Source organism: Belliella baltica DSM 15883 (assembly GCF_000265405.1).
Classification (GTDB): domain Bacteria; phylum Bacteroidota; class Bacteroidia; order Cytophagales; family Cyclobacteriaceae; genus Belliella; species Belliella baltica.
In genome coordinates this window covers 1,132,614-1,155,822 of record NC_018010.1, presented here as the reverse complement: position 1 = coordinate 1,155,822, position 23,209 = coordinate 1,132,614, and the positions used below count along the sequence as shown (strand labels likewise).

Genomic DNA, 23,209 nt, shown 5'->3' with positions numbered 1-23,209 from the left:
TTATTTATTTGTTAATACTTCTTTAGTTGTCCTATTTCCCAAGGGTACCCTTGGGAAATAGGACAACTAACTTTTACTTTATGCTGCTTTTCGGGTTGGCCCATAATATCTTTCCCCAGGCTTCTCCCTAGTGGTATGATGAACCTTTTGGTTGTAATATTCAATATACCATTTGACACCTTTGAGCAGGTCATAACCGTCCTCGCTTGGGTTCAGATAGATGTAATCATACTTGATCGACTTCCAGAACCTTTCAATATATACATTGTCCAAAGCCCTTCCCTTTCCGTCCATTGATACTTTGATATCCAGCCCTTCAAGGTAATTGATCCATAAGGCTGATGTGTACTGGCTTCCCTGATCGGAATTGACTATCTCTGGCTTACCATTTTCTCTGATGGCCTCTTCGATTACCTGCTTACACCATTTGGCGTCCTGACTGTTGGATATACCCCATGACAGTATCCTTCTGCTGTAAACATCCATGACTGCGGTCAGGAACATAAACCCCTTCTGCATCGGAATGTAGGTGATATCGGTTACCCACACTTGGTTGGGCCTTTCAATCTTTAAGTTCCTGAGAAGATAAGGCCTGATATATTCACGCAAACCGGATTTGGTAAGGTTCTTCCTCCTGTAAAGGGTTTCCCTGCCCATCAGCCTGAAAAGCCTCCTGATGCGCTTTGGGCCGACAACGAAGCCCAGTCCTGTCAACAGATAGACCATCGACACAACGCCTTCAGTAGGGTGATCGGTAAGATGCCTGTCCATGATTCCCATCAGTTTCAGATTGATCTCGTTTTCCCCTTTTGGTTTGTAATATAGACTGCTTCGGGGAACCTCCAATACTTCACACTGTTTCCTTATAGAAAGCCCCTTATAATCGGAACAAACCAATGTCGTCCGGTCTTTCATATCCCCAGTTTCTTGGGTAAAGGGCTGCTTTTTTGCGACAAGTTAAAAATAGAGTTTTAACTTTATAAATAGCAAAAAAGAGTATGAAAAAGTCAAAGTTTACAGAAGCACAGATCTTGAAAGTGCTAAAAACCCAAGAGGAGGGAAAAAAGGTAAGTGAGATCTGCCGCGAGTTCGGTATTTCAGAGCCAACATTTTACAATTGGAAGAGCCGATATGGCGGAATGACATTGTCTGAGCTACAGCGCGTTAAAGAGCTGGAGGCTGAAAATGCACGCTTAAAGCGGTTAGTTGCAGATTTATCTTTAGACAACCAAGTGCTTAAAGAGATTAACTCAAAAAAGTGGTAACGTCTTATCAAAAGGAGCAATGCTTAACTTTTGTGCAAGAAGTTTTTCCTAAGTTAAGTTATGCTAAGACGTGTAAGTTGGTTAGTTGCTCAAGAACAAATAAGTATTACAAAAAAGTAATGCCTGAGAAGGATGTCGTGGTTAAAGAGGCTATTTCAAGTGTGATTGGTACGAGTCGATTAGGGCGAAGAAAAGTAATTGTAAAAGTGCAAAAGAAGTATCCGGGTATTGGAGCAGCAAAAATCAGACGTGTTTACGAAAAGGAAGGTTTTTCACTGTATAAGCGAATGAAGAAAAGACGCATTGATAATCCTGCAAATCCGATTGAAGTACCATTAGCTGCAAATGTAGAATGGGCAATGGATTTCATGTCTGATTCACTGGCAAGTGGTAAAAAGTTCAGAACACTCAATATTGTCGATCAATACAATCGAAAATGCCTAGAAATAGGCATAAACTACTCACTTCCATCAAGAAAAGTGATTGAAATCTTAGAAAGAACCATTATTGAGCACGGAAAACCTTTAGGAATTAGAACCGACAATGGACCAGAGTTTACATCGTGTTTATTTCAAATCTGGCTAGACAAAAACGATATAGAGTGGATAAAAATCCAGAAAGGGAAGCCACAACAGAACGCTATCGTTGAGCGATTTAACAGGACTTACCGCGAAGACATTCTTGATGCTAACTTATTCTTTTCATTGGATCATGTCTATGAAGTAACTCAACCCTGGAAAGAAGATTACAACCAAGAAAGACCCCACGAGTCCCTGAACTATTGTACACCAAATGAATACGCGGCATGATGTGGGTTTTTGAAGGCATAGCAGACACTATCCCGATAAGTGTGTAAACTTTAAATTATGATTTTATGGTCAGGTTTCAAGAAGCCTGACCCTATCACCAAATATAAGCAGGAAACTGTTAAGAATAGTGCCCCAGTCCCGAATGGGCATAGTCCATTTTTTCGATGCTTCTCTTGCAGCGAGGAAAACAGACTTCATAACAGCATCATCTGTTGGAAAAGAGAGCTTGTTTTTGGTGTATTTTCTGATCTTTCCATTCAGGTTTTCAATCAGGTTGGTGGTATAGATGATTTTACGGATTTCAGCGGGGTAATCGAAGAAGGCGGTGAGTTCGTCCCAGTTGTCCCTCCAGCTTTTGATGGCATAGGAGTATTTTGAGTCCCATTTTTTGGCAAAATCGTTAAGAGCAGCCCATGCAGCCTCCTTGGTAGGGGCAGTATAAATTTCCTTCATATCCCTTGTAAAGGCCTTACGGTCTTTCCATACGACATATCTACATGCATTTCTGATCTGATGGACAACACATATCTGGGTGACGGACTGAGGGAAGGAGGCCTTTATTGTATCAGTAAACCCGTTCAGGTTATCAGTTGCTGTTATGAGAATATCTTCAACCCCTCTGGCTTTCAGGTCAGTGAGTACCCCCATCCAAAAAGCGGAAGATTCATTCTTACCAAGCCAAAGGCCGAGTATCTCTTTGAGGCCATTAGTTCTGAGGCCAACAGCAATATAAACGGTCTTATTAACTACTTTGGAGTTCTCCCTGACTTTGAAGGATATACCATCCATCCAAACGATCAGGTATACAGGGTCAAGTGGCCTGTTTCTCCATGCAACAATATCCTCCGCTACGGCACTGGTAACCCTTGAGATGGTGGAAGTGGATACATTGATGTCATAAAGCTCCCGGATCTGCTCTTCGATGTCCTGGTTTGACATTCCCTTAGCATACATGGATATGATCACGTTTTCAACGCCCTCTGCCATCCTTTTGCGTTTGGGCACAAGGGCAGGCTCAAAGCTGCCGTCCCGGTCTCTTGGGACTTTGATTTCAGCTTCTCCAAAGGAGTTCTTTATGGTTTTGCTGGAATGGCCATTTCTTGAATTGGAATTATCGGAGTTCTGATGCTTTTCATAACCAAGATGGGCATCTAACTCGCCTTCAAGCATTTTCTCGACAGCTCTTTTCTGAAGCTGTTGAAGAAAGGAATTGAGCTCCCCTGCAGTCTTGAACTGCTTGAGGAAATCATCATTTAATAGATCTTCTTTTTTCATTTTTGCAATCTGTGTGTTAAAGGTAAGAAATTGTCCACACACAGATCGGGTATTCGCCTACCGCGGGTTCCTCAAATTCTCTGTGCGATTTCTTCTAAATCACACAGAGAATTTCGAGGTATAACTTTAACTTCGTAAGTAGCTAAACCAACTTACACAGTTTTTGTCATAGTCCCGCATAGCACTCGGAAAATGGGTAAAAAGAAAGACGTCCAACAATCGAACGCCTCCCTTTCATTTTCGTCGGTCAATTTATCCCTGATGAGTTGCTCCCCAGCAGAGCTCATTTCCGTTTCAATTGAACAGTTCAAATTTCAATTTAATCAACTATATTTACAAACTGTCGAAAAAAGCAACCACTTACCATATAATAGTATTTTCATCATTCTAAAATTTAATTAATTATGAAAAAAATTTTAATTTATTGTTCATTTTTCACGTTACTATCATGTTCTATGGAATCTGATATTTATGGAGATAAAGAAAATCTCTTTAGAGGGGAACTTGGTGATAAGCCAGTTTTAGCGAAGTTAAACTATATTGAAGAAACGTTTAGAAAAGCAGACTTTTCAAACAATGACGCTGTTGAATATGGCTTAACATATCTTCAAGAACCAAAGTCTGAAAGAAAAAAGGTTTATGTTGAAATCTACAATGATTTAACATTTGGAAAGGTTGTTGAATTTTTACCTAGTAATTCTGATTATCCTGCTGACAAATTTGTTCCATCTGAGGAATTTAGTCAACTATCAAAACTAAGGTATAGCAATGGAATAATTCAGGGATTCGATAAAAATGAAAATATTATTCATACAGATACTTATGATGATAAATATATTAATCTTACAGACAATGAAATTAGTCTAGAAGACCTTTCAAGTCTTCTTCTAAGTTCTTTTAGTAATCCAGACGCAAGTGCTAGTTATTTCATAAAAAAAATAAGTGAAGGCAATGTTGCAAGGGAATTAAATGAAAAAACCATTGAAGTGACTAAGGAAACGGGTACAAACTTTAAAACAGATTCTTACAGCTTTGAAGTAGTTAAAGAAAAAATTTATTTAAACAAAGATAAAGGTGTAGTTACACGAATAGAAGGTTATACTCAGACAGACGAACTAAAAGATCTAGAAGTAAATTTTTACGGTTTAACTGAAGATGGTACCCATTATATGAAATCTTCACATTTTAGAAACAAACAATACTCAGAAGCCTATGATATATTCTATTTAGAATATTCTGATATTTTTATTAATGATTTTAAATTTCAAATAAGTAAATAAAATGAATATGAAAAATTTATTACTTACAACAGTTATGATTCTCATATCATTAGCATCATTTGGGCAAGAAAGGAATATTCTTTGGGCTCATGGATTAAACAGTAACGGTGACTTTTGGAATGACGAATATTCTAGGTCGCAAAGAGATTTCAGAGTTAGATCTACAGGATTTTCCTTTCCAACTAACGAGGGGGTTATAAATTATGCAAATAGAATTAGGAATTCTTCTATTGGAATTCAGGGAAATCAATCAATAGGTATAGGGCATAGTTTAGGTGGTGTCGCATTAAGAGAGATTGATAAACAAAATCCAAATTCTTTTGGAGGTTTCATTACTTTTGGAGCTCCTTTAGACGGTGCAAGAATTGCAAATGGCGTAATTCAAGGGACTCCTATAAATCAATTTGTTACACAGAGTGTAGATAACCTAAGAAGAGGACCTATTGCATCGTCAACTCGTAATGTTTGGCAAAAATTCCGAGATACTGTTAATGACGTTTTCAAAGGAGGTAAAGGGATCACTAGTATATTAATAAGATCAATAGCTTCACGACCTGTGCTTGATGTTACTAATGATCTAACTGAAGGTTTTGAGCAAACAATTTTAGATATCTATGATCCCAATGATCAAACAATTCAAGATTTGGCAGAAAACAGTAATTATTTTAATTCAATAAGTAATTTGTAACTACTCAGGTTGTAAATTAGCTATATGATTTAGATTTTCTAAGATATTTCCCGAACGTTTGATCAGGGTATCCACGACGGATCTTATAACACAGAAGTTTTCAGCTCCATTGTTGGATTTGAACTGTCCTGATATTTTTTGTTTCACCTTGATGTTGCGTATGGCTCTTTCAGAGGCATTGTTATCCGGTGGTACTTTTTGGTGATAGAGAAAAGTAAAAAGTGACTTTCTGTATTTCAGGAGTCTTTTTTGTAGGGATACTGCTTCTTTATGTTTTGACTCTACAGGTTGGGCGAGTAGGTTATCCATCTTCTCTTCAATGGAAGCAATACTCCTGCTATTCTCTGTATCCGGTAGTTTTTTGAGTTTTCTCTTTAGTGAGATAGCTTCCCTGAACAGGGCCCTAAGGCTGTCAGCCCATTTAGATTTATAGCGTTCAACAATGTAGTTGAGCTCCCTAAGCAGATGTGCACAACAAAGCTGGTGCAGATTTTCCGAATAGTTGAAGTACGCCCTCCATGCATCGTGGCACAATACTGCCTTTCCGAACCCATCGGGAAAATGTGTATTCATCGCCTTAAGTCCACGTGATTCAGATATAGCTAACAGGGTGAGTTCCTCGGTCTGATAAGTCCAGACCCACTGTTTGTTTCCATCCACTTTAGCCCCAGTCTCGTCAGCTCCTATCACAGGACTTTTAGAGACTGCCGTCTTTATCTTTGCATATATTGGTGCAGACTTGCGGGCAAACCTACCGATAATGTTATCGATACTCCCCTCGCTGAGATTAATACCGAAGCAGTCCCTGAGAAGTTCTTTCATCCTTCTATAGGGAACATACTGTCTGGCATGCAGATAACCGACAATGGTTTCAACACCGCTCCCGTACTGTATGGGGGCATTGATATTGTCAGGGAATGACCCACTGATCTTTTCTCCACAGGAACAGTTTTTGGAAAAGATTCTATGCTCGGTACATACCACTTTAATCACAGGAAGATCCAGGACCTGTCTTTTGGAGGACAGTTCTGCTGGAACCGCCGACAGATCACCACCACAGCAGGTACAGAATAAAGGGATGTGGTTTTCTATTATGTCCGGGGAGGATGTCATTTCAAGGGTATGGCCTTTGTGTCCAGGCTGACCGCCGGTTTTGCGCCCTGTATCCTGACGGAGACTCTGATTTTTTTTGGGGCGGTTCTCGTCTTTTGAAGGGGGAACCGAGCTGTTGCGGCTGTTTTTGGGATTACGGTAACGGGCAAGCTCATTTTCCAAATCGGATACCCTAGATTTTAAAGACTTGACCTGCTCCATAAGCTGGAGGTTCATCTTGATCAGTTCCTGAATAAGCGTATCCCTGTGGTCCAATATACTATAGAAATGTTTCCTGAATATCAGCACATAATCCCATGAATACCAATAATCCACGCTGTTTTTCCCCACAAAAAAATGTGGATAAACCAACTTTAAAGCTGATTTTCGTACATTCACATACAAATACGCATCAATACACCACAGAGGGCAACAAGACTCCAAATACTTGAATATTGGTCAGTAAATAATGTACCTGAGTAGTTACAGTAATTTTAATTCTAATCGCCCAAAACTGAAAGTTTTTGGAGAGGTTACAAGCCCTTCACATTTAAGACTATTCTTATCAACAATAACATTCGATACAAATTTCACAAATTTATTACTAGGCTCTTATAATCAGGTTGCAATTGCTTATAAAAGTGCAGCTGATGGAATTACCATTGGTGGATGGCCTTTCTGCAATAGTTCATGCAGAGACCGAAGAAGGAGGGAAAGAGATGCATGGAATGCAGGTAACGATTATTTAGTTAGAGGTTGGGAGGTTGCATGGAACAGGCTAATCGGAGCGAGTGAATTACAGACAATCTCAGTTACAGAGCCTGTTTATGTTTGTAATGGAAGAAATCCTTTGGAATTTGCCCCATATGCTGGAGATGATTGCTTTGATTTATATTGTGACGATTGCAGATGGGAATATCAAACATTTACATATCAAATTTGGGTTAATCAGTCTAGTGATGGATTTATCAAAAAATCTTCACAAGTAGGTCAATTGTCAAATTGGGGTGGAAGCGAATTACGTCTAACAGGAGCTAATCATTTGGAAATGGGTATACATCCAAATACAAACCTTTTATTAAGAAATGTTTTTGATGGAAATCATGGAGCTTTCTTTCAAACAAGTAGAAGATGATTAAAAGAACCTTAAATCAGTCCATAAAAATTATTTGTGGACTGATTTTTCTTTTTTCTTGCAATTTTGAGGATGATTTTGTCGAAAGGGTAAAAACAGATTCTGAAGGCTTAATTATCGGCAAAGAACCCATTTGGGAACATAATTCAGGAAATGGAAAGTTAATTTGGCCTGGGGTAGGTGCTGCTGTTTATGACAATCATGTTGTTGTGGCTGGAAACTCAGGTGAAAATGAGGATTTGTTACTTGCACTCGATCTCGATACAGGTCGTGAAAAATGGCGTTGGAATGAGTTTCTAGGTGAATGGCCTGTAGCGTCATTTAACAGAAGTGAATATGGCATAAATCAAAAAGATAATTTACTTCTTTTAAGTGATGGATTGTATTATATGTGCATTGATATCTCAAACGGAAAGACTGTTTGGACTGATGAAAGAAGAGGTATGGATATTACTCATGGGCTAAAGGTTTATGGTGAAAATTATTACTATGGATTCGGTAGATTAGACAACAATTTTCATATTCCGCAAATCATTGAAGGTCAGGCTTATACTTCTGATTGGCAAACTGTTCTAATTCCCGAATTAGACTCAATTCAAAACTTTCAAGAAGCATATGGATTTGTTGGAGAAGTTTTACTTTACGAGGAATTTGGTGATTTAATTATTAGTTTTGGTTTTACTGAATTTGTTGACATTTATCAAAATCAGATAGTTAATTATTTTTCTTCTTATAACCTTACCCAGAAAAAATATATTATTGAGAAATTAAAAATTGGAGAAATAAGTTATTCTCATGTCAATGCTAGACCAGTGTTATTTGGAAATATTATTGTTCTAAACAGTAATGCAACATTCTATGGAATCGATAAGAACACTGGAGAAATAAAGTGGATAAAAAATGATTTTGATATTTTTAATGGTGATGGAATTTTTACTTTTGAAAACTATAAAAATGAATTAATAGCAATCAATTACGCTGGTCCATATGCACGAGTGATGAAAATAGACCCTGAAACAGGAAAAACTATTTGGGAAAGGAAAGAAGAAGGAGGTCATGCCGAGAACATTCATATTTATCGTGATATTCTTTATTTTGTAGACAGAGGAACCGGGTATTTAAATGCTTTTGATTTGAATACTGGAAAGAGGTTGTGGAAAATCTCAAGTCCAGATGAAGAAGTTTTCTCAAGTTTTGGTAGTATGGCAGTAATTCCCTCTAAAGATAACAAACCTGGGAAATTAATAGTTAGTAGTTTTCTCAATACATATTGTTTTAAAACAGAACGTTAAATAATAATTTTATCTTATAAAATATAGCAATGATTAAAATCTTAAAAACCTTATCGATTTTTATAATCTTTATCTCTTTGAGCCAAAACTCATATTCTCAAGTTTATCTTGGTGGGTCTAGAGTAATCAGTCAATTTAGTCCTTCAGCACTCGAAGAATATAGGGGCTTTGGAGCAATTATTCAGCGTCAAATTTATCTTAAAGATAGGATTTCTTTAACACCTACTTTACAAGGAAATTTGTTAACAGATAAACAATATCTAGAATTTTTACCAGAATTCTACACCACGGTATCACTTGCAACTCATATTAATTATGATATTGTCTCTACAAAAAAGATTAAAATTTCTCCATTTGTTGGTCCTTCTTTTATTTGGGCTACTGGCCTCAGGTCTGGTGGTGTAGTCTTTGATGAAGAGCCAGTCAATTTTTACAGATTGGGGCTCGAAACGGGACTTTCCTTTTCTTATGTATATTCTGAAAAATTTAGTGTGAAATTTATACCCTTAACATATACTTGGGGAACTAAAGATTTTGTTCAGGGTAATGTGTTAAGCTTTTTATTTCAAATTATGTAGTATAATTCCAAAATAATAACTTAAATGATTATAGTCAGAATGGAGAAATCCAATCTGACTATAACCTAAATTCTCTCTAAATATTATTTTTTTCTAACTACATACTAAAATCTAAATGCACCAGCCATTTAGAGTCAATTTTGACTAACATCAGTTTGTCTTTGTTGCCTTTATGATCAATAAAAGTGACCCAAGCCTGTTTTTGAACTATAGAATCATTTACCATTTTGAATTTAAAATTAGGATCAAGGGGTATTGCTCCTGTACTCAAACCTAAATCCAACATAAATACCGTGGATTCAGTCGCATACTTTTTAGCCTCTTCAATTTTCCCTGTAAATAAATTTTCTGTGAAATTCTTTGCAGCTTTTTCAGGAGCACTTTTGCAAGCGCTAAACGCTAAAATGACAATTACAATTATTATAATTTTTGATTTCATATTCTTTTGTTTTTTATTGATTAGGCACACTTCTTCAATTGAGCCCCTCCCCTTCTTCCATCCATTTCACGAGTCTTTCTTGCATGATATCCAAGAAGACAGTTCGGCTTTTTTTCCTTCCTCTAATCTCTTGGAAAGTCCTGTAATAGTCGGTCAGTTTTTTATCAAAAAGACATCCTAAAGCATTTGCTATCTGTTTGATATCTGCATTTCCATTGTTGAAAACTCCTGATGCTTTGAGTGCATAAATCAATTCTATTAGCTGCACTTTTGGTGCAGTCCAAGTTAATCCTTGTTTTACTGAAGTACTGATTCCCTGTTGTCCATCAAGCAGTAAAATATCCTCCTGTAATTGTTCAACTACTTGAATCCAAGCATAAATTTTACCCAAGTTATAGCTCTGTAAAGTGACATATTTTGTATCCATATACAGGAGTTCTCCTGTTGGTTGTTTCAGATTATTTTCTGAATTTCTCAGAAAGTAAAAGTGATCGAACTTGCTTTCGTTTAGGTTGACATAATTATACAAATGTTTATGTTTCCCGAGCATCTTGACTATCCTTCTGATGGCTTTACTATAGTAAGACCTGATTTTTTTATTACTCCCTAGCGGTTTATTGGATTCAACTGCAAAGAGTTCTGCATAATAAAATGCTTCTTTGAGCAAGAGCGGATTGATCAGTTTGAAAAAAGAGATTTCTTCTTCTTCAGATTGAAATTTATAGGTGTCCAAATAGGATCTCATGGATATTACTGCCTTTTCGGCTAAATGAAAGGCCTTTTCCAGTTGTTGTAATCTATTGCTGTCCTCTAATGTCAGCATACTAATTTCCTGTTCAAGATTTGAAATCAAATCTTTAGCGTGTTCCCTCAACATAATTTTCTGCTTTAAATTAAACCTGTTTATTTATGATCTGAAAATCAATTCACCGATAGCAGGATTGAACCGATAACAAAACAAAACTTACAACTTGGCTAAGCAAGTCTTTTTAACCTCACTGGCTCATCCAATTTTTCTTTTTCAGGAAGATAGCGCTTGGTATCCTCCACAGACCAAGTTACGGCTCCACTTACCTGGAACTTAAGATTTTTGATTAAGGTAAGCATCAAAGCTTCTTCAGGTCTGTAATTCCCTGTGTAAAGTTTGATTTTGGATTCAAAAGTATGGAGTACTTGATCATGTCTTTGAAGTAACTCGTCCATGGCTTCATTTCTACTCAACTGCTGATGCTCCATCAACAACGCTATCCAGTTGTGAAAATCATTGATTTCAGCCTCTTTATGATAAGAAAGAATATCATTGCTGATAAAAATCAATTCAGCTGCAAGCTTTCTAAGTGTTTCCAATTTTTCCCAGGACCATTTTACATCTTCAGGATCTCCAGCAAGACATAAAGGAATCAACTCCAAAGCCATCCTTCCCCCAGAGAAATAGGGTCTTTTAGCTAAGTATTCTTCCAGAGGAGGTATTCTATCAAAATCTCTATTCCTAGCTTCCCAAAGGTTACTCACCAAATAGGCAAGCATTTCATTTCTCAAATGTGCTCTAAACCATTCTGCATTCAAATTTGAAAAAGCTTTCCACAAATCTTCAAAAGCGCTTATAAATACATTTTGATTTACTAACGGTGCCTGATAGTAAGGATCCATGATATTCCCTACCTCATCTCCCATTATGGCCCAAAAGTTCAACTTTTTCCCTTTGGGCAACTTGTCAGTGTAATCATCCATGAGGAAAAGCCATGCATACAATTTTCCTATCCAAATACTTTTTTGAGGAGAAGCTTCCGGATATAGCCTGGCTGCGAGGTAAGTCATTTTGTTCTCTCTAAATTTCCTGATTTGATTGGAGTTTGTGAGTAGCTTTTGGTTCTTGAGCCATGCGACAACTTTGTCTGTGATCAACTTCGCATCCAAGTGCAAAGAAGAAAAGAAGTCATAAGTCAGGATCTCCCCCATTTTGACTTTGGCAACAGGTAATTCTTTGATTTGATGTAGGTATTTATTGTGTCTGCTGATCGTCCTCTTGTCCAAGTTAAACAACTGGGCGAGCTGGTCCGGTGTAAGTTCTCTAAAAAATCCTTTGAAGTATCTATTGAGTAAAGCATAAGCATCTCTATAGTGCTTTTGAGAAATCAGAACCCAAAGGTCATCTGCATTTTTTGCTTTTTGCTGCAAAGCCTGAGATAGGTTATTGAATTCAGGGAGTTTATTCAACACCTCCAATTCATCATTGTGAGAGAGTCGAGACATGATTCCATCTTTGAGTGCAACAATACTGTATTGGCTTGGCAGGCCAGATTGGTAGGCATGTAAATCAAAAACAACCTGGTCTTCAAAAAATAGCCTTACCATCCTTTCATTCTTCTCAAATGCCAAGACTCCCTCAAAAAGATAGTAGGAATAATGTTCTTGCTCACCGGCTTTCCGAATCAGGTCTCCTTTTTTGAAGGCTTTAAATTCCATGAATTCCATCAGCTTTTGGTAAGCTTCAACATTTACTACAGCTAAACAGTCTAGCTTGGCTTTTAAATCAAGCATCATTTTTTCCTTCTCCATAATTTTAACATTAAATAATTGAATAATTGAACTTTAGAATGTCCATAGGGAAAGTCAAACCCTTCTCACCCTGATAAGACTAGAAAAACAGAAGGCCTACTATAAATTTAAAATCAAGAAATTGAAAAAGTCAAATTAATTTAATTTTTTTTATATGATAAAATCAAATAAGAGACATTAACCCCCTATTTAAATAAACAAAATACAATAAAATATAAATTTAAAGCAAAATTAAATTACATATAACCTAAATCAGGATTGGAACACCACTGTTTAAGTCATCGAGTAAATTTCAGTCCTTCCGTTTTCTCAGCCTTTTAAAAGTAGAAATACTGAAATTGAGTAATTCTGCCATTTCTTGAACTTTGAGAGTCTTTGCAGTTTTCCTATAATTGATCAAAAAAGTGTTGTATTTCTCAAAGTTAGACATGCTTAATAGTTTTGCAAAAGCTGCTTCTCTACTATACATAAATTGATTAATCAATGCAGAAAGTTGATTCATACTAGGATGTTTTTTAAGGAGAAGCAATTCATTCTTATTGGAAAGTTCTGCTAATCTCACTTTTGTATAAGCCTGAAACCTGATGGCAGAGGGATTCCCTGACCTGAGTGAGTCCAAGTCCACAACAATATCCCCTTCTTCATAAACTCTGTATATTTTCCAATCCAGTTCCCCTATCAATTCATAGGCAACTACCAACCCTTCTAATATCATCCTACTTTTCCTTTCCCTTTCCAATGAAGATTTGAGTTCTTCACCTGGAGGATAACTTTTATCATGCAAATGATTCTTCAAAGCAATCCAAGGGAGCTTCTTCATAGGTAGCCTGCTATTGGGAAAGTGATTGGATATGTTGGTACAGAATTTCTTGATTTCTTCCAAAAATTCCTTTTCCATTAAAGCATCCGTAACTACTCAGGTTGTAAATTAGCTATATGATTTAGATTTTCTAAGATATTTCCCGAACGTTTGATCAGGGTATCCACGACGGATCTTATAACACAGAAGTTTTCAGCTCCATTGTTGGATTTGAACTGTCCTGATATTTTTTGTTTCACCTTGATGTTGCGTATGGCTCTTTCAGAGGCATTGTTATCCGGTGGTACTTTTTGGTGATAGAGAAAAGTAAAAAGTGACTTTCTGTATTTCAGGAGTCTTTTTTGTAGGGATACTGCTTCTTTATGTTTTGACTCTACAGGTTGGGCGAGTAGGTTATCCATCTTCTCTTCAATGGAAGCAATACTCCTGCTATTCTCTGGATCTGGTAGTTTTTTGAGTTTTCTCTTCAGTGAGATAGCTTCCCTGAACAGGGCCCTAAGGCTGTCAGCCCATTTAGATTTATAGCGTTCAACAATGTAGTTGAGCTCCCTAAGCAGATGTGCACAACAGAGCTGGTGCAGGTTTTCCGAATAGTTGAAGTATGCCCTCCATGCATCGTGGCACAATACTGCCTTTCCGAACCCATCGGGAAAATGTGTATTCATCGCCTTAAGTCCACGTGATTCAGATATAGCTAACAGGGTGAGTTCCTCGGTCTGATAAGTCCAGACCCACTGTTTGTTTCCATCCACTTTAGCCCCAGTCTCGTCAGCTCCTATCACAGGACTTTTAGAGACTGCCGTCTTTATCTTTGCATATATTGGTGCAGACTTGCGGGCAAACCTACCGATAATGTTATCGATACTCCCCTCGCTGAGATTAATACCGAAGCAGTCCCTGAGAAGTTCTTTCATCCTTCTATAGGGAACATACTGTCTGGCATGCAGATAACCGACAATGGTTTCAACACCGCTCCCGTACTGTATGGGGGCATTGATATTGTCAGGGAATGACCCACTGATCTTTTCTCCACAGGAACAGTTTTTGGAAAAGATTCTATGCTCGGTACATACCACTTTAATCACAGGAAGATCCAGGACCTGTCTTTTGGAGGACAGTTCTGCTGGAACCGCCGACAGATCACCACCACAGCAGGTACAGAATAAAGGGATGTGGTTTTCTATTATGTCCGGGGAGGATGTCATTTCAAGGGTATGGCCTTTGTGTCCAGGCTGACCGCCGGTTTTGCGCCCTGTATCCTGACGGAGACTCTGATTTTTTTTGGGGCGGTTCTCGTCTTTTGAAGGGGGAACCGAGCTGTTGCGGCTGTTTTTGGGATTACGGTAACGGGCAAGCTCATTTTCCAAATCGGATACCCTAGATTTTAAAGACTTGACCTGCTCCATAAGCTGGAGGTTCATCTTGATCAGTTCCTGAATAAGCGTATCCCTGTGGTCCAATATACTATAGAAATGTTTCCTGAATATCAGCACATAATCCCATGAATACCAATAATCCACGCTGTTTTTCCCCACAAAAAAATGTGGATAAACCAACTTTAAAGCTGATTTTCGTACATTCACATACAAATACGCATCAATACACCACAGAGGGCAACAAGACTCCAAATACTTGAATATCGGTCAGTAAATAATGTACCTGAGTAGTTACGAAAAATCAAGTATTTTATTATTATCGGCCTCTTGAGCTAATTTTACCCAAAAAGCTGATTGATTATTAATATCATTGATTAAACAATCGGAGTCCACTTGATAAACTGTCAATCCCTCTACTATTTTTCCAACTTTTTGAAGTTCAAGATTTTCAATTGAATATAAAGATTCATCAATTAAAACTCGACAAACTAATTCCTTGATCTTCAAAGGAGCAGCCCCCTTAAAAACCCATTTGCCATTATTTTCTTCTATAAAAACTAGAGGCTCACTAGATTGAACCTTAAAATATTTTGCTATCTCTGATTCTACTCTCAATTCCATGTTTTCAGATGAAAAAGTCAGAACCCATTCCTTATTAATTACATCAAAAGGAAGTATAAATCCATCCAACCCTCTAGCCGATATTTTCCCACAATTAATCTTGGTGAAACTAGTCAAGGATTTAATCTTCCCCTCCACTTCAATATTTAAAGAGAAATATCCAGGAAGTGTATCAAACTCATCTTCTTTTAAACCAAAAGCTTCGTGGCTATAAACCCCTTTAGGAATTGACAGGAGAGTTTTAATGATAAATTCTCCATTAATTTCCGTTAAGATAGTCTCGAAACGTAAAGCCAAGGGTTCAATTTTCTCCAACTTAGAAATATCTGAAATTATCTTGTTGAAGAATTCATTCATTCGATCCCCTTCAATTTTCAGAGGCATTTCGGCTCTCCAATTAGTCCGATGATTCTGCAAATATTCAGTTGGATTACTTTTGCTCGCTAGTTCATATTTTTCTTTGAATTCTAAAAATTTGAAACACAGTTTCGTTACCAGTCCATAAAAATTTTCCTGTCTCAAAACCATTGGAATTGGATATTTATCAATCCTATCTTCTATGAAAGGTATTAGTTCGTCTTCACTTAGTCTGTAACTCTCTACAAGTTGAAAAGTGGATTTAATCAAAGATGATAGATTATTATTATCATGGAGAGAAGAGTTTGGCAGTCCAGATTCGAACCTAAGCGTTTCCAAAAACTCTCTATTTTGACCTTGAAAAATTTCCCTTTTCCAGTATTTAAATCCATTCTCAACAATTCTAGACCTAGATGCTGGAAAGTTTAAATTCCCTTTTCCAATTGAGTCAAAAATACAATCCCAATTTAAATGCCCCTCGCTAGATTCTGATCTTAAAAATTCAACAGAATATAAAACAAAACATGCATTGCACTCTTGACTATCTTCCCAATTTTCTTTTAACAAAGCTTTCAGAGCCTGGTACCTGCCATTGGATATTTTATACTCGTACAAAGGTCTTCCGTCAGGCTCCTTAAGTTTTCTTTTTTCAAGGAATCGAGTAATGAAGTCCATAAAGTTTTTGACGTTTCCCATAAATGATTTTTTTATTTATCCTTGCGAAGGAAATTAAACTTTGCGCAGTTGTCGTGCGCATTAATGTTTATTTTAAAAAGCCCGATGTTTATAATTACTATTCCTTTAGAGCATTATTTGATTTTTTAGTCTAATTGGGTCGACTATTTTAATTTTTAACAAGCTACGCCCAAAAATACAAGTATAAAATACCCAGTACCGGGTATTTTTTAAATCACCTTAACACTAAAAGTTATAGTATACAGTCAAAAATTAAAGTAAAATTTCATGGTAAGTGGTTGCTTTTTTCGACAGTTTGTAAATATAGTTGATTAAATTGAAATTTGAACTGTTCAATTGAAACGGAAATGAGCTCTGCTGGGGAGCAACTCATCAGGGATAAATTGACCGACGAAAATGAAAGGGAGGCGTTCGATTGTTGGACGTCTTTCTTTTTACCCATTTTCCGAGTGCTATGCCTTCAAAAACCCACATCATGCCGCGTATTCATTTGGTGTACAATAGTTCAGGGACTCGTGGGGTCTTTCTTGGTTGTAATCTTCTTTCCAGGGTTGAGTTACTTCATAGACATGATCCAATGAAAAGAATAAGTTAGCATCAAGAATGTCTTCGCGGTAAGTCCTGTTAAATCGCTCAACGATAGCGTTCTGTTGTGGCTTCCCTTTCTGGATTTTTATCCACTCTATATCGTTTTTGTCTAGCCAGATTTGAAATAAACACGATGTAAACTCTGGTCCATTGTCGGTTCTAATTCCTAAAGGTTTTCCGTGCTCAATAATGGTTCTTTCTAAGATTTCAATCACTTTTCTTGATGGAAGTGAGTAGTTTATGCCTATTTCTAGGCATTTTCGATTGTATTGATCGACAATATTGAGTGTTCTGAACTTTTTACCACTTGCCAGTGAATCAGACATGAAATCCATTGCCCATTCTACATTTGCAGCTAATGGTACTTCAATCGGATTTGCAGGATTATCAATGCGTCTTTTCTTCATTCGCTTATACAGTGAAAAACCTTCCTTTTCGTAAACACGTCTGATTTTTGCTGCTCCAATACCCGGATACTTCTTTTGCACTTTTACAATTACTTTTCTTCGCCCTAATCGACTCGTACCAATCACACTTGAAATAGCCTCTTTAACCACGACATCCTTCTCAGGCATTACTTTTTTGTAATACTTATTTGTTCTTGAGCAACTAACCAACTTACACGTCTTAGCATAACTTAACTTAGGAAAAACTTCTTGCACAAAAGTTAAGCATTGCTCCTTTTGATAAGACGTTACCACTTTTTTGAGTTAATCTCTTTAAGCACTTGGTTGTCTAAAGATAAATCTGCAACTAACCGCTTTAAGCGTGCATTTTCAGCCTCCAGCTCTTTAACGCGCTGTAGCTCAGACAATGTCATTCCGCCATATCGGCTCTTCCAATTGTAAAATGTTGGCTCTGAAATACCGAACTCGCGGCAGATCTCACTTACCTTTTTTCCCTCCTCTTGGGTTTTTAGCACTTTCAAGATCTGTGCTTCTGTAAACTTTGACTTTTTCATACTCTTTTTTGCTATTTATAAAGTTAAAACTCTATTTTTAACTTGTCGCAAAAAAGCAGCCCTTTACCTCATTATTCTCCAAATCCAATTTTAAATTACTAAACTTGAAACTATAAGTACCCGCTTTGGAATATTTAATTTGGTTTATAGGATGATCCATTTGAAGCAAAAGCAGAGGAATTGTTATTATATATTTTTTTGAAAGAATATAAGAAATCAATCTTAATTTTTTATTCCTATTTGAAGAAGGTCTATATTCTTCCATTTTAAAGTAACTTTTTCATCAATTGATCAAGGATCATAAACCCTTCAGGAGCTTTTTCGGAGCATTTTAAATGATAGGGAGAAATAAAAATGGTAGTGATTTCCTTACCTGTTTCATCATAGATTTTGTACTTATCTATTGGCATCTCTATGGAAGGGTTTGACATGGAGCCCATTCGCTCGTAGGAGGTGGGGCTTCCGTTACGCAATCTGAGATTATCAAGATAAATTCTTGAATTTGGTACCCCATGAATTGGTATTGGGTTGCTCGCTTCAAGACCAAACTTACCAATAGCACCAGGAATTTCATCCATATCTGTCGCTTGAGGATTATCAATAATGTCTTTTAAAAAAAAATCACCGTGTTCAGAAAGGTTGAGATAACCTAACTCGGATTGATCTGGAAATCTATTTTTGTCTTTTTTCATAATACTTTATAAAATTTTGGCAGTATCTACAATTAACATTATCTTAAAGAAGCGCTTTACATAATATTATACAAAACTTTTTCAGCTTTCCTCTAATTCCAACTTACCTAAAAACCATTCATTATCAATCTTTAATGCTAGCTCGAATAGGTTGAATTTAATATCATCTGGTATTACAACCCCACTCGCTATTCTCTGCTCTAATGTCTCTGGGTCTTCAAACTCATAGCCACAGAGAAACTCCATCAGCATATCCACTATCAGCCATGGGCCAATTTCGTAGAAATCAAAGCCAGCGTAAATGCTGCTTCTGATTTGATCAGTAGATTTACTCAAGCCCTCAAGCTGAGCTTTTGCGGATGTATAGTTGACTTTAAACTTTTCTTTGGCCTCTTTTATAGATTTGATTCCGTCCAATTTACCATCCAATAAATCAAACAAATTAGCAATCCCTTCCTCTCTATATTTTAATTGATAATACAGCAAATTATTAGTTGGGATGTCTGAATTACTAAATGCTGAAGCTTGGATCAATTGCCAGTGATCTATCATGTGAATGATTTCATGCTCCCAGATACTCATATTGGGTATGGCGTTTTGGTTCCCTTCCAAAAGATGGAGATAACGATTTAGAAGTCTTTGATTGATATGGAAAACATAGATTCCTTTGGCTGGATTGGAAGCCTGATGGTCATATCCAGCTAATGCAGTTGAATTGAAATAATTGAGGTAATCTATTGAGATCTGAATGTTTTTGAAATGAAAATCTTTCAATAGAGGAAACATTCGGGTTAGTGCCGCACGAAATACTTTTGTTGAAAGCTCTTCAATCCTATCATATAATGCAATGTTCTCATCATGATACTGTGAGGGTTGTTCCTCGTCAGTTTCGCCCTTGATGTATCCTGGTAGCCAATCTATCCATTCTTCTTCTAAGTGACTCTCGTCGTCTAGAGGATGTGGTGTGAGGTAAGCATAAACATTTATATTTTCAGCGTCTGACATGAGATTAAAGTTTGGATGTATTGATATTTAAATAGAGCAACAAAGGTAAAGGTGATAGCTTTTTCTTTTGATAAAATGCAAGCTTGCAAAAGAGCTAAGATTCCAAACTCTAACTAATTAAACTAGTTGATTTTAGCTTCTAAACCATCTCTACAAACCTACAGAATGGATTGGCGAGTTTGATCTGAGAAGGGCTTTTGCAATCCGGTTCAAGGATTAATGGAGAAGCAACAAGTATAAATAGTGCTCTTGCTCGAGAAACCGCTACATTGAAACGATGGGGGCTATATAGAAAATCCATTCCTCTTGGAGCATCCTGAGGTGAAGATGTGGCTACAGAATATATTACGATGGGAGCTTCTTGACCTTGGAATTTATCGACAGTTCCAATTTCAATTTCAGGCATAGCCCCTTTGAGTTTGCTCACCTGAGCATTGTATGGAGAAATGATTTTGATATCAGACGAGTCTATGGTTTTGGCTTCTCCTTTTGCATTGATATAGGTAACATCACCTTTGCATAAATCTTCAACTATGGCGGAGATTGCCATAACTTCTTCTTCTGAACTGTTGGTATTCCCTTCATGAAGAGTGGTTATAAAACGCAATCCCGATCCCGAATAAGCCGTATTTCCAGTGATTGCTTGGTGCTCCAATCCTTCAATAGGAAATAGTTTATTTTCATAAAACTGTTCAGAATCAAAAGTGCAGATATCAGGATGCATACGCCAAGTTTTGTCTAAGAAAACTCCTTGTTCTGGACGAATGGTTTGTTGTTCCTGAAGAATATGGGCAAGAGCCGAAACTTCCGTTCCCTCAGGGTGGACACCCTGCTGAGGTTGCTGAAGTTGTTGTGGGTCGCCTAATAAAATCAAGTTCTTTGCTGATTGTGCTACCGCCAAGGTGTCAATCAAAGATAATTGCCCTGCTTCATCCACGAATAAATAGTCCACTGCGCCTTCAAACATGGTTTTGGCCCACATAAAGGATGTACCTGCAATGATGTTGCTTGATGAAATTTTTGATTCGATGACTTCATTGGTATTACTCGTAAACCAAGGAAGTATTCCGTCTTCAATATCAATTTTTTGGGAAATGAGAATGGGAAAATTAGAATCATCCGCATGTTCCCACACCTTTTCTAAAAGGTTCGTGATGACTTTATGGCTAAGCGCCGTGACACCGATTTTCTTTCCTTGTTTGATCAACTCTAAAATCATTCTGCTGGCTGTATAGCTTTTCCCTGAGCCTGGAGGGCCTTGAATCGGCAGATAGCTATGATTCAAAGCGGCAGCCCAGTGGGTGGCAGTTTGCAAAAGATCACCGTCGTTGTTTGCCTGAAAGTCTGAGTCAGGCTTTTGTCTTAAAAGCAACATTCTTGCTGCCTTGTATGGTGTATCTTTCGAGTCAATTCCATTTTCCATGACCCAAATAGCGAGTGATATGATCGCTTCTTCTTTGACTTCAGAGGGAAAATCTTCCAACATCAAAATAGCGCTTGGATGGAGATCACTATTTGATGGGCCTTTTTTGATGCGGACTGTTCGTGTTCTCATGTCAATGCTGACCACTTCACCAAGGTTTTTCCCATCCATGTTTTTCACTTTTTTACCTGCTCGAATATCAGTCTCTTGGTATTCAAATCTATAGCTATCAATCACTGATCTCTTGACAGGTTCACGATTTCCAGTAAATCGCAACATGCTGAGTGCATTTTTTTCTTCCAATAACTCCTCTTCAGAAAGATCCAAAAGTCTAAAAAATTCCCACCAGAAAGATTTTTTCTCCCTTCTATACCAATCAAGCATATTTGCCAAGATATATTTCCCCTGCTGTTGAGACGTTCTTTCTTCCTGATTTACTGGCATATCAGCCATCAGAGCATCATAAATGGGTTTGATTCTTAGTTGGTGCTCAGTAATTTTTTCACTAGCGTCCATGGCTTTTGGTTCGGGTCTTAAGATTTCTACACCGAAGTCGATCCATTCCTGTCTCAGACTTTCTAGCCAAACATGAAGTCTGTGGGTACTTATGCAATCATCCTGATTGTATAGTCTGATGGCTTCTAGCATTTCTGGAGTAGCCTCGTCAGTTTTATTGGTTTCCAAGAGGAATTCATACATACTCTTATGCTTGGATACTTCCCTTAAATCTATCTCCCGCTCATATCCAAAAAACTTTTCCAAGTCCTTAATAGAATATTTCTCTACACTTGCGCGTACACCTTGCTTTACCACGCCATAGAGATCTACAAATGTTTCTGAGCGAAGCAACTGATCCATTTCTTCTTCAAAAGTGACATATTTCCCCATAAGCCTTTTGAAAGCAGTCACTTCATAAGGCGCATAGTGATAGATATGCATCTCTGGATGAGCTGCTTTGATGGTTATTGCTAGCGACATAAACTGCTCGAAAATATGCTTTTCTTCTACTTGATCTTTAGCCCAAAGTGCCTGATATTCGCCCAAATAATACCATCCAATCATATATTCTAAGCCTCCTGGCTCAACCAATGGGTCACCTTCTAAATCCAGGTAGATGTCATGCTCTGATGGTTCAGGAAGTCGAAAAAATCCTTTCTGCTCTTCAAGTTCCAACAATTCGTAAATTGGGCGATAATTTTCATTTCGGCTTCTATATTGGATATTAGCCTGATCTCGGAGTTTTTGATATGTTTGTTTGGCTCCTTTATTGGGTTGAAATGGTATGGGACTCGTTAGTTCCGCAAATTCTTGAAGCGTCTCAATCCCTTGATTTTTAACTTCCTTGATTTGCGTGCTCCCCATTCCAGCTACAAATCCAAGATGATCATCGTCCCTTCTTTTTTTGTTACAAACTTCCCACCAAGTACAAATATCACAATGCATGACAGGTTCGGGATAGGTATTACTTTCTTCTAAATTCACGGCTTCCAAAAATCTCTTTTTGACCAATCGGACATACGCCATAAAATCATCTGTGCGATAGCTAATATCCCCATCGGGTGTTTTGACCCACATCAATTCTGGAACTTTTCCTTGGAGAATAGCTACTGCCTCAGTGTATAAACTTATTTGAATGATAGTTGCAGCTTTTGTTTCCGAAGCCAATTTTGTGTCCATGACTTGATAAGAAAAATTACCCAAATCACTTGATTCCTCCACTTTGATTAAAAAATCCGCCCAACCTTGCCATTCATTCTCTTTACCAACTCTTGCTTGATAAATAATATCATAGCCCTGCTGCATGGCATGGCGAGTCTTTTCAAAAGCCTGATAATCTCCAGGCTCAATTGAATAGATATTTTTTCCTTCTTCTTGAAATTTGGCTAGAATATCTTTTTCAAAAGCTTCACCTTTTTCTCTTAAAGCTAACATCACCTTGTTGGTGTAAACAGGTTTTTCCAATCCTCCGTCTAGAGCCAGCTTATCTAGGGTGGTCAAATGCTTACAGTGAATAAAATTGGATAAGTCAGAAGGTGAATAAATAAAATCTTGGTTTTGCCTTTTCATAGCTCGAATATTCTGATTCAAATAAAATTAAAAATTATCTAAATTATGTGAAATATACATGTATCTAAAGTAACAAGGAGTACAATATTAGAGAAATAACCTTAGTGTAGTGTGGAATTGCAAGCTTGTAATAAGCTTAAACTATAATTTAAAAATGATGATTTTTAGCCCTATTTTTTTATCAGGGTTTC

At 37.3% G+C, this 23,209-nt stretch carries 21 protein-coding genes; 7 read left to right on the top strand and 14 right to left on the bottom strand.

From position 1 onward, the window contains the following. Positions 1–78: 78 nt before the first annotated feature. Entirely contained in the window at positions 79–915 is an 837-nt protein-coding gene (locus tag BELBA_RS05395) for an IS3 family transposase (protein WP_014771524.1), read from the bottom strand. Between the two features lie 83 nt (positions 916–998). On the opposite strand from BELBA_RS05395, the gene BELBA_RS05390 reads away from it, so the two are divergent. After that, positions 999–1,265 carry a transposase gene (locus BELBA_RS05390; protein ID WP_014771625.1) on the top strand — a complete coding sequence of 89 codons (267 nt, stop codon included), beginning with the start codon at positions 999–1,001 and terminating at the stop codon, positions 1,263–1,265. 32 nt (positions 1,266–1,297) lie between these two features. Beyond that, positions 1,298–2,074, top strand: a complete 777-nt coding sequence (locus BELBA_RS05385; protein WP_041779522.1) for an IS3 family transposase — start codon at positions 1,298–1,300, stop codon at positions 2,072–2,074. 69 nt (positions 2,075–2,143) lie between these two features. On the opposite strand, the gene BELBA_RS05380 is transcribed toward BELBA_RS05385, so the two are convergent. Continuing rightward, positions 2,144–3,349 (bottom strand): IS256 family transposase, encoded by a 1,206-nt coding sequence (locus BELBA_RS05380; protein ID WP_014771736.1) that lies wholly within the window; start codon positions 3,347–3,349, stop codon positions 2,144–2,146. A 404-nt stretch (positions 3,350–3,753) separates the two neighbouring features. On the opposite strand from BELBA_RS05380, the gene BELBA_RS05375 reads away from it, so the two are divergent. Continuing rightward, positions 3,754–4,629 carry a hypothetical protein gene (locus BELBA_RS05375; RefSeq protein ID WP_014771735.1) on the top strand — a complete coding sequence of 292 codons (876 nt, stop codon included), beginning with the start codon at positions 3,754–3,756 and terminating at the stop codon, positions 4,627–4,629. Positions 4,630–4,636: 7 nt separating this feature from the next. After that, positions 4,637–5,317 (top strand): alpha/beta hydrolase, encoded by a 681-nt coding sequence (locus BELBA_RS05370; RefSeq protein ID WP_157466058.1) that lies wholly within the window; start codon positions 4,637–4,639, stop codon positions 5,315–5,317. Here BELBA_RS05370 and tnpC (BELBA_RS05365) read toward each other — a convergent pair whose 3' ends face one another. Continuing rightward, positions 5,318–6,760 carry an IS66 family transposase gene (gene tnpC, locus BELBA_RS05365; RefSeq protein WP_245531138.1) on the bottom strand — a complete coding sequence of 481 codons (1,443 nt, stop codon included), beginning with the start codon at positions 6,758–6,760 and terminating at the stop codon, positions 5,318–5,320. A gap of 118 nt (positions 6,761–6,878) precedes the next feature. Here tnpC (BELBA_RS05365) and BELBA_RS05360 point away from each other — a divergent pair, with 118 nt between their 5' ends. The 3 genes from BELBA_RS05360 to BELBA_RS05350 are packed head-to-tail and all read left to right on the top strand — an operon-like array spanning position 6,879 to position 9,414. Then, positions 6,879–7,544 (top strand): hypothetical protein, encoded by a 666-nt coding sequence (locus BELBA_RS05360; RefSeq protein ID WP_014771732.1) that lies wholly within the window; start codon positions 6,879–6,881, stop codon positions 7,542–7,544. Beyond that, positions 7,541–8,836 (top strand): outer membrane protein assembly factor BamB family protein, encoded by a 1,296-nt coding sequence (locus BELBA_RS05355; protein WP_014771731.1) that lies wholly within the window; start codon positions 7,541–7,543, stop codon positions 8,834–8,836. The genes BELBA_RS05360 and BELBA_RS05355 overlap by 4 nt, the downstream gene beginning before the upstream one ends. A gap of 29 nt (positions 8,837–8,865) precedes the next feature. Further along, entirely contained in the window at positions 8,866–9,414 is a 549-nt protein-coding gene (locus tag BELBA_RS05350) for a hypothetical protein (RefSeq protein WP_014771730.1), read from the top strand. 97 nt (positions 9,415–9,511) lie between these two features. On the opposite strand, the gene BELBA_RS05345 is transcribed toward BELBA_RS05350, so the two are convergent. From BELBA_RS05345 to BELBA_RS05290, 11 genes are all read right to left on the bottom strand, one after another. Beyond that, complete coding sequence (locus tag BELBA_RS05345; RefSeq protein ID WP_014771729.1) at positions 9,512–9,853, bottom strand: nuclear transport factor 2 family protein; 342 nt, start codon at positions 9,851–9,853, stop codon at positions 9,512–9,514. A 34-nt stretch (positions 9,854–9,887) separates the two neighbouring features. Next, entirely contained in the window at positions 9,888–10,730 is an 843-nt protein-coding gene (locus tag BELBA_RS19030) for an RteC domain-containing protein (RefSeq protein ID WP_014771728.1), read from the bottom strand. Positions 10,731–10,828: 98 nt separating this feature from the next. Then, the gene (locus BELBA_RS05335) at positions 10,829–12,412 is read right to left on the bottom strand and encodes a terpene synthase family protein (RefSeq protein WP_014771727.1); all 1,584 of its coding nucleotides are present in this window, start codon (positions 12,410–12,412) and stop codon (positions 10,829–10,831) included. A gap of 292 nt (positions 12,413–12,704) precedes the next feature. Further along, on the bottom strand, positions 12,705–13,310 hold the full coding sequence (locus BELBA_RS05330) for a cyclic nucleotide-binding domain-containing protein (RefSeq protein ID WP_014771726.1): 606 nt from the start codon (positions 13,308–13,310) through the stop codon (positions 12,705–12,707). 14 nt (positions 13,311–13,324) lie between these two features. Continuing rightward, entirely contained in the window at positions 13,325–14,767 is a 1,443-nt protein-coding gene (gene tnpC, locus BELBA_RS05325; RefSeq protein WP_245531063.1) for an IS66 family transposase, read from the bottom strand. 132 nt (positions 14,768–14,899) lie between these two features. Then, positions 14,900–16,282, bottom strand: coding sequence for an STY4851/ECs_5259 family protein (locus BELBA_RS05320; protein ID WP_014771725.1), 1,383 nt, complete (start codon positions 16,280–16,282; stop codon positions 14,900–14,902). A gap of 473 nt (positions 16,283–16,755) precedes the next feature. Further along, positions 16,756–17,532 (bottom strand): IS3 family transposase, encoded by a 777-nt coding sequence (locus tag BELBA_RS05315; protein ID WP_041779522.1) that lies wholly within the window; start codon positions 17,530–17,532, stop codon positions 16,756–16,758. Between the two features lie 32 nt (positions 17,533–17,564). Next, complete coding sequence (locus BELBA_RS05310) at positions 17,565–17,831, bottom strand: transposase (RefSeq protein WP_014771625.1); 267 nt, start codon at positions 17,829–17,831, stop codon at positions 17,565–17,567. 266 nt (positions 17,832–18,097) lie between these two features. After that, the gene (locus tag BELBA_RS05300; protein ID WP_014771723.1) at positions 18,098–18,523 is read right to left on the bottom strand and encodes a hypothetical protein; all 426 of its coding nucleotides are present in this window, start codon (positions 18,521–18,523) and stop codon (positions 18,098–18,100) included. Positions 18,524–18,604: 81 nt separating this feature from the next. Further along, positions 18,605–19,528: a hypothetical protein gene (locus BELBA_RS05295; protein WP_014771722.1), complete on the bottom strand. Its 924-nt coding sequence runs from the start codon at positions 19,526–19,528 to the stop codon at positions 18,605–18,607. Positions 19,529–19,667: 139 nt separating this feature from the next. Next, positions 19,668–23,018 carry a TM0106 family RecB-like putative nuclease gene (locus BELBA_RS05290; RefSeq protein WP_014771721.1) on the bottom strand — a complete coding sequence of 1,117 codons (3,351 nt, stop codon included), beginning with the start codon at positions 23,016–23,018 and terminating at the stop codon, positions 19,668–19,670. Positions 23,019–23,209: the final 191 nt, after the last annotated feature.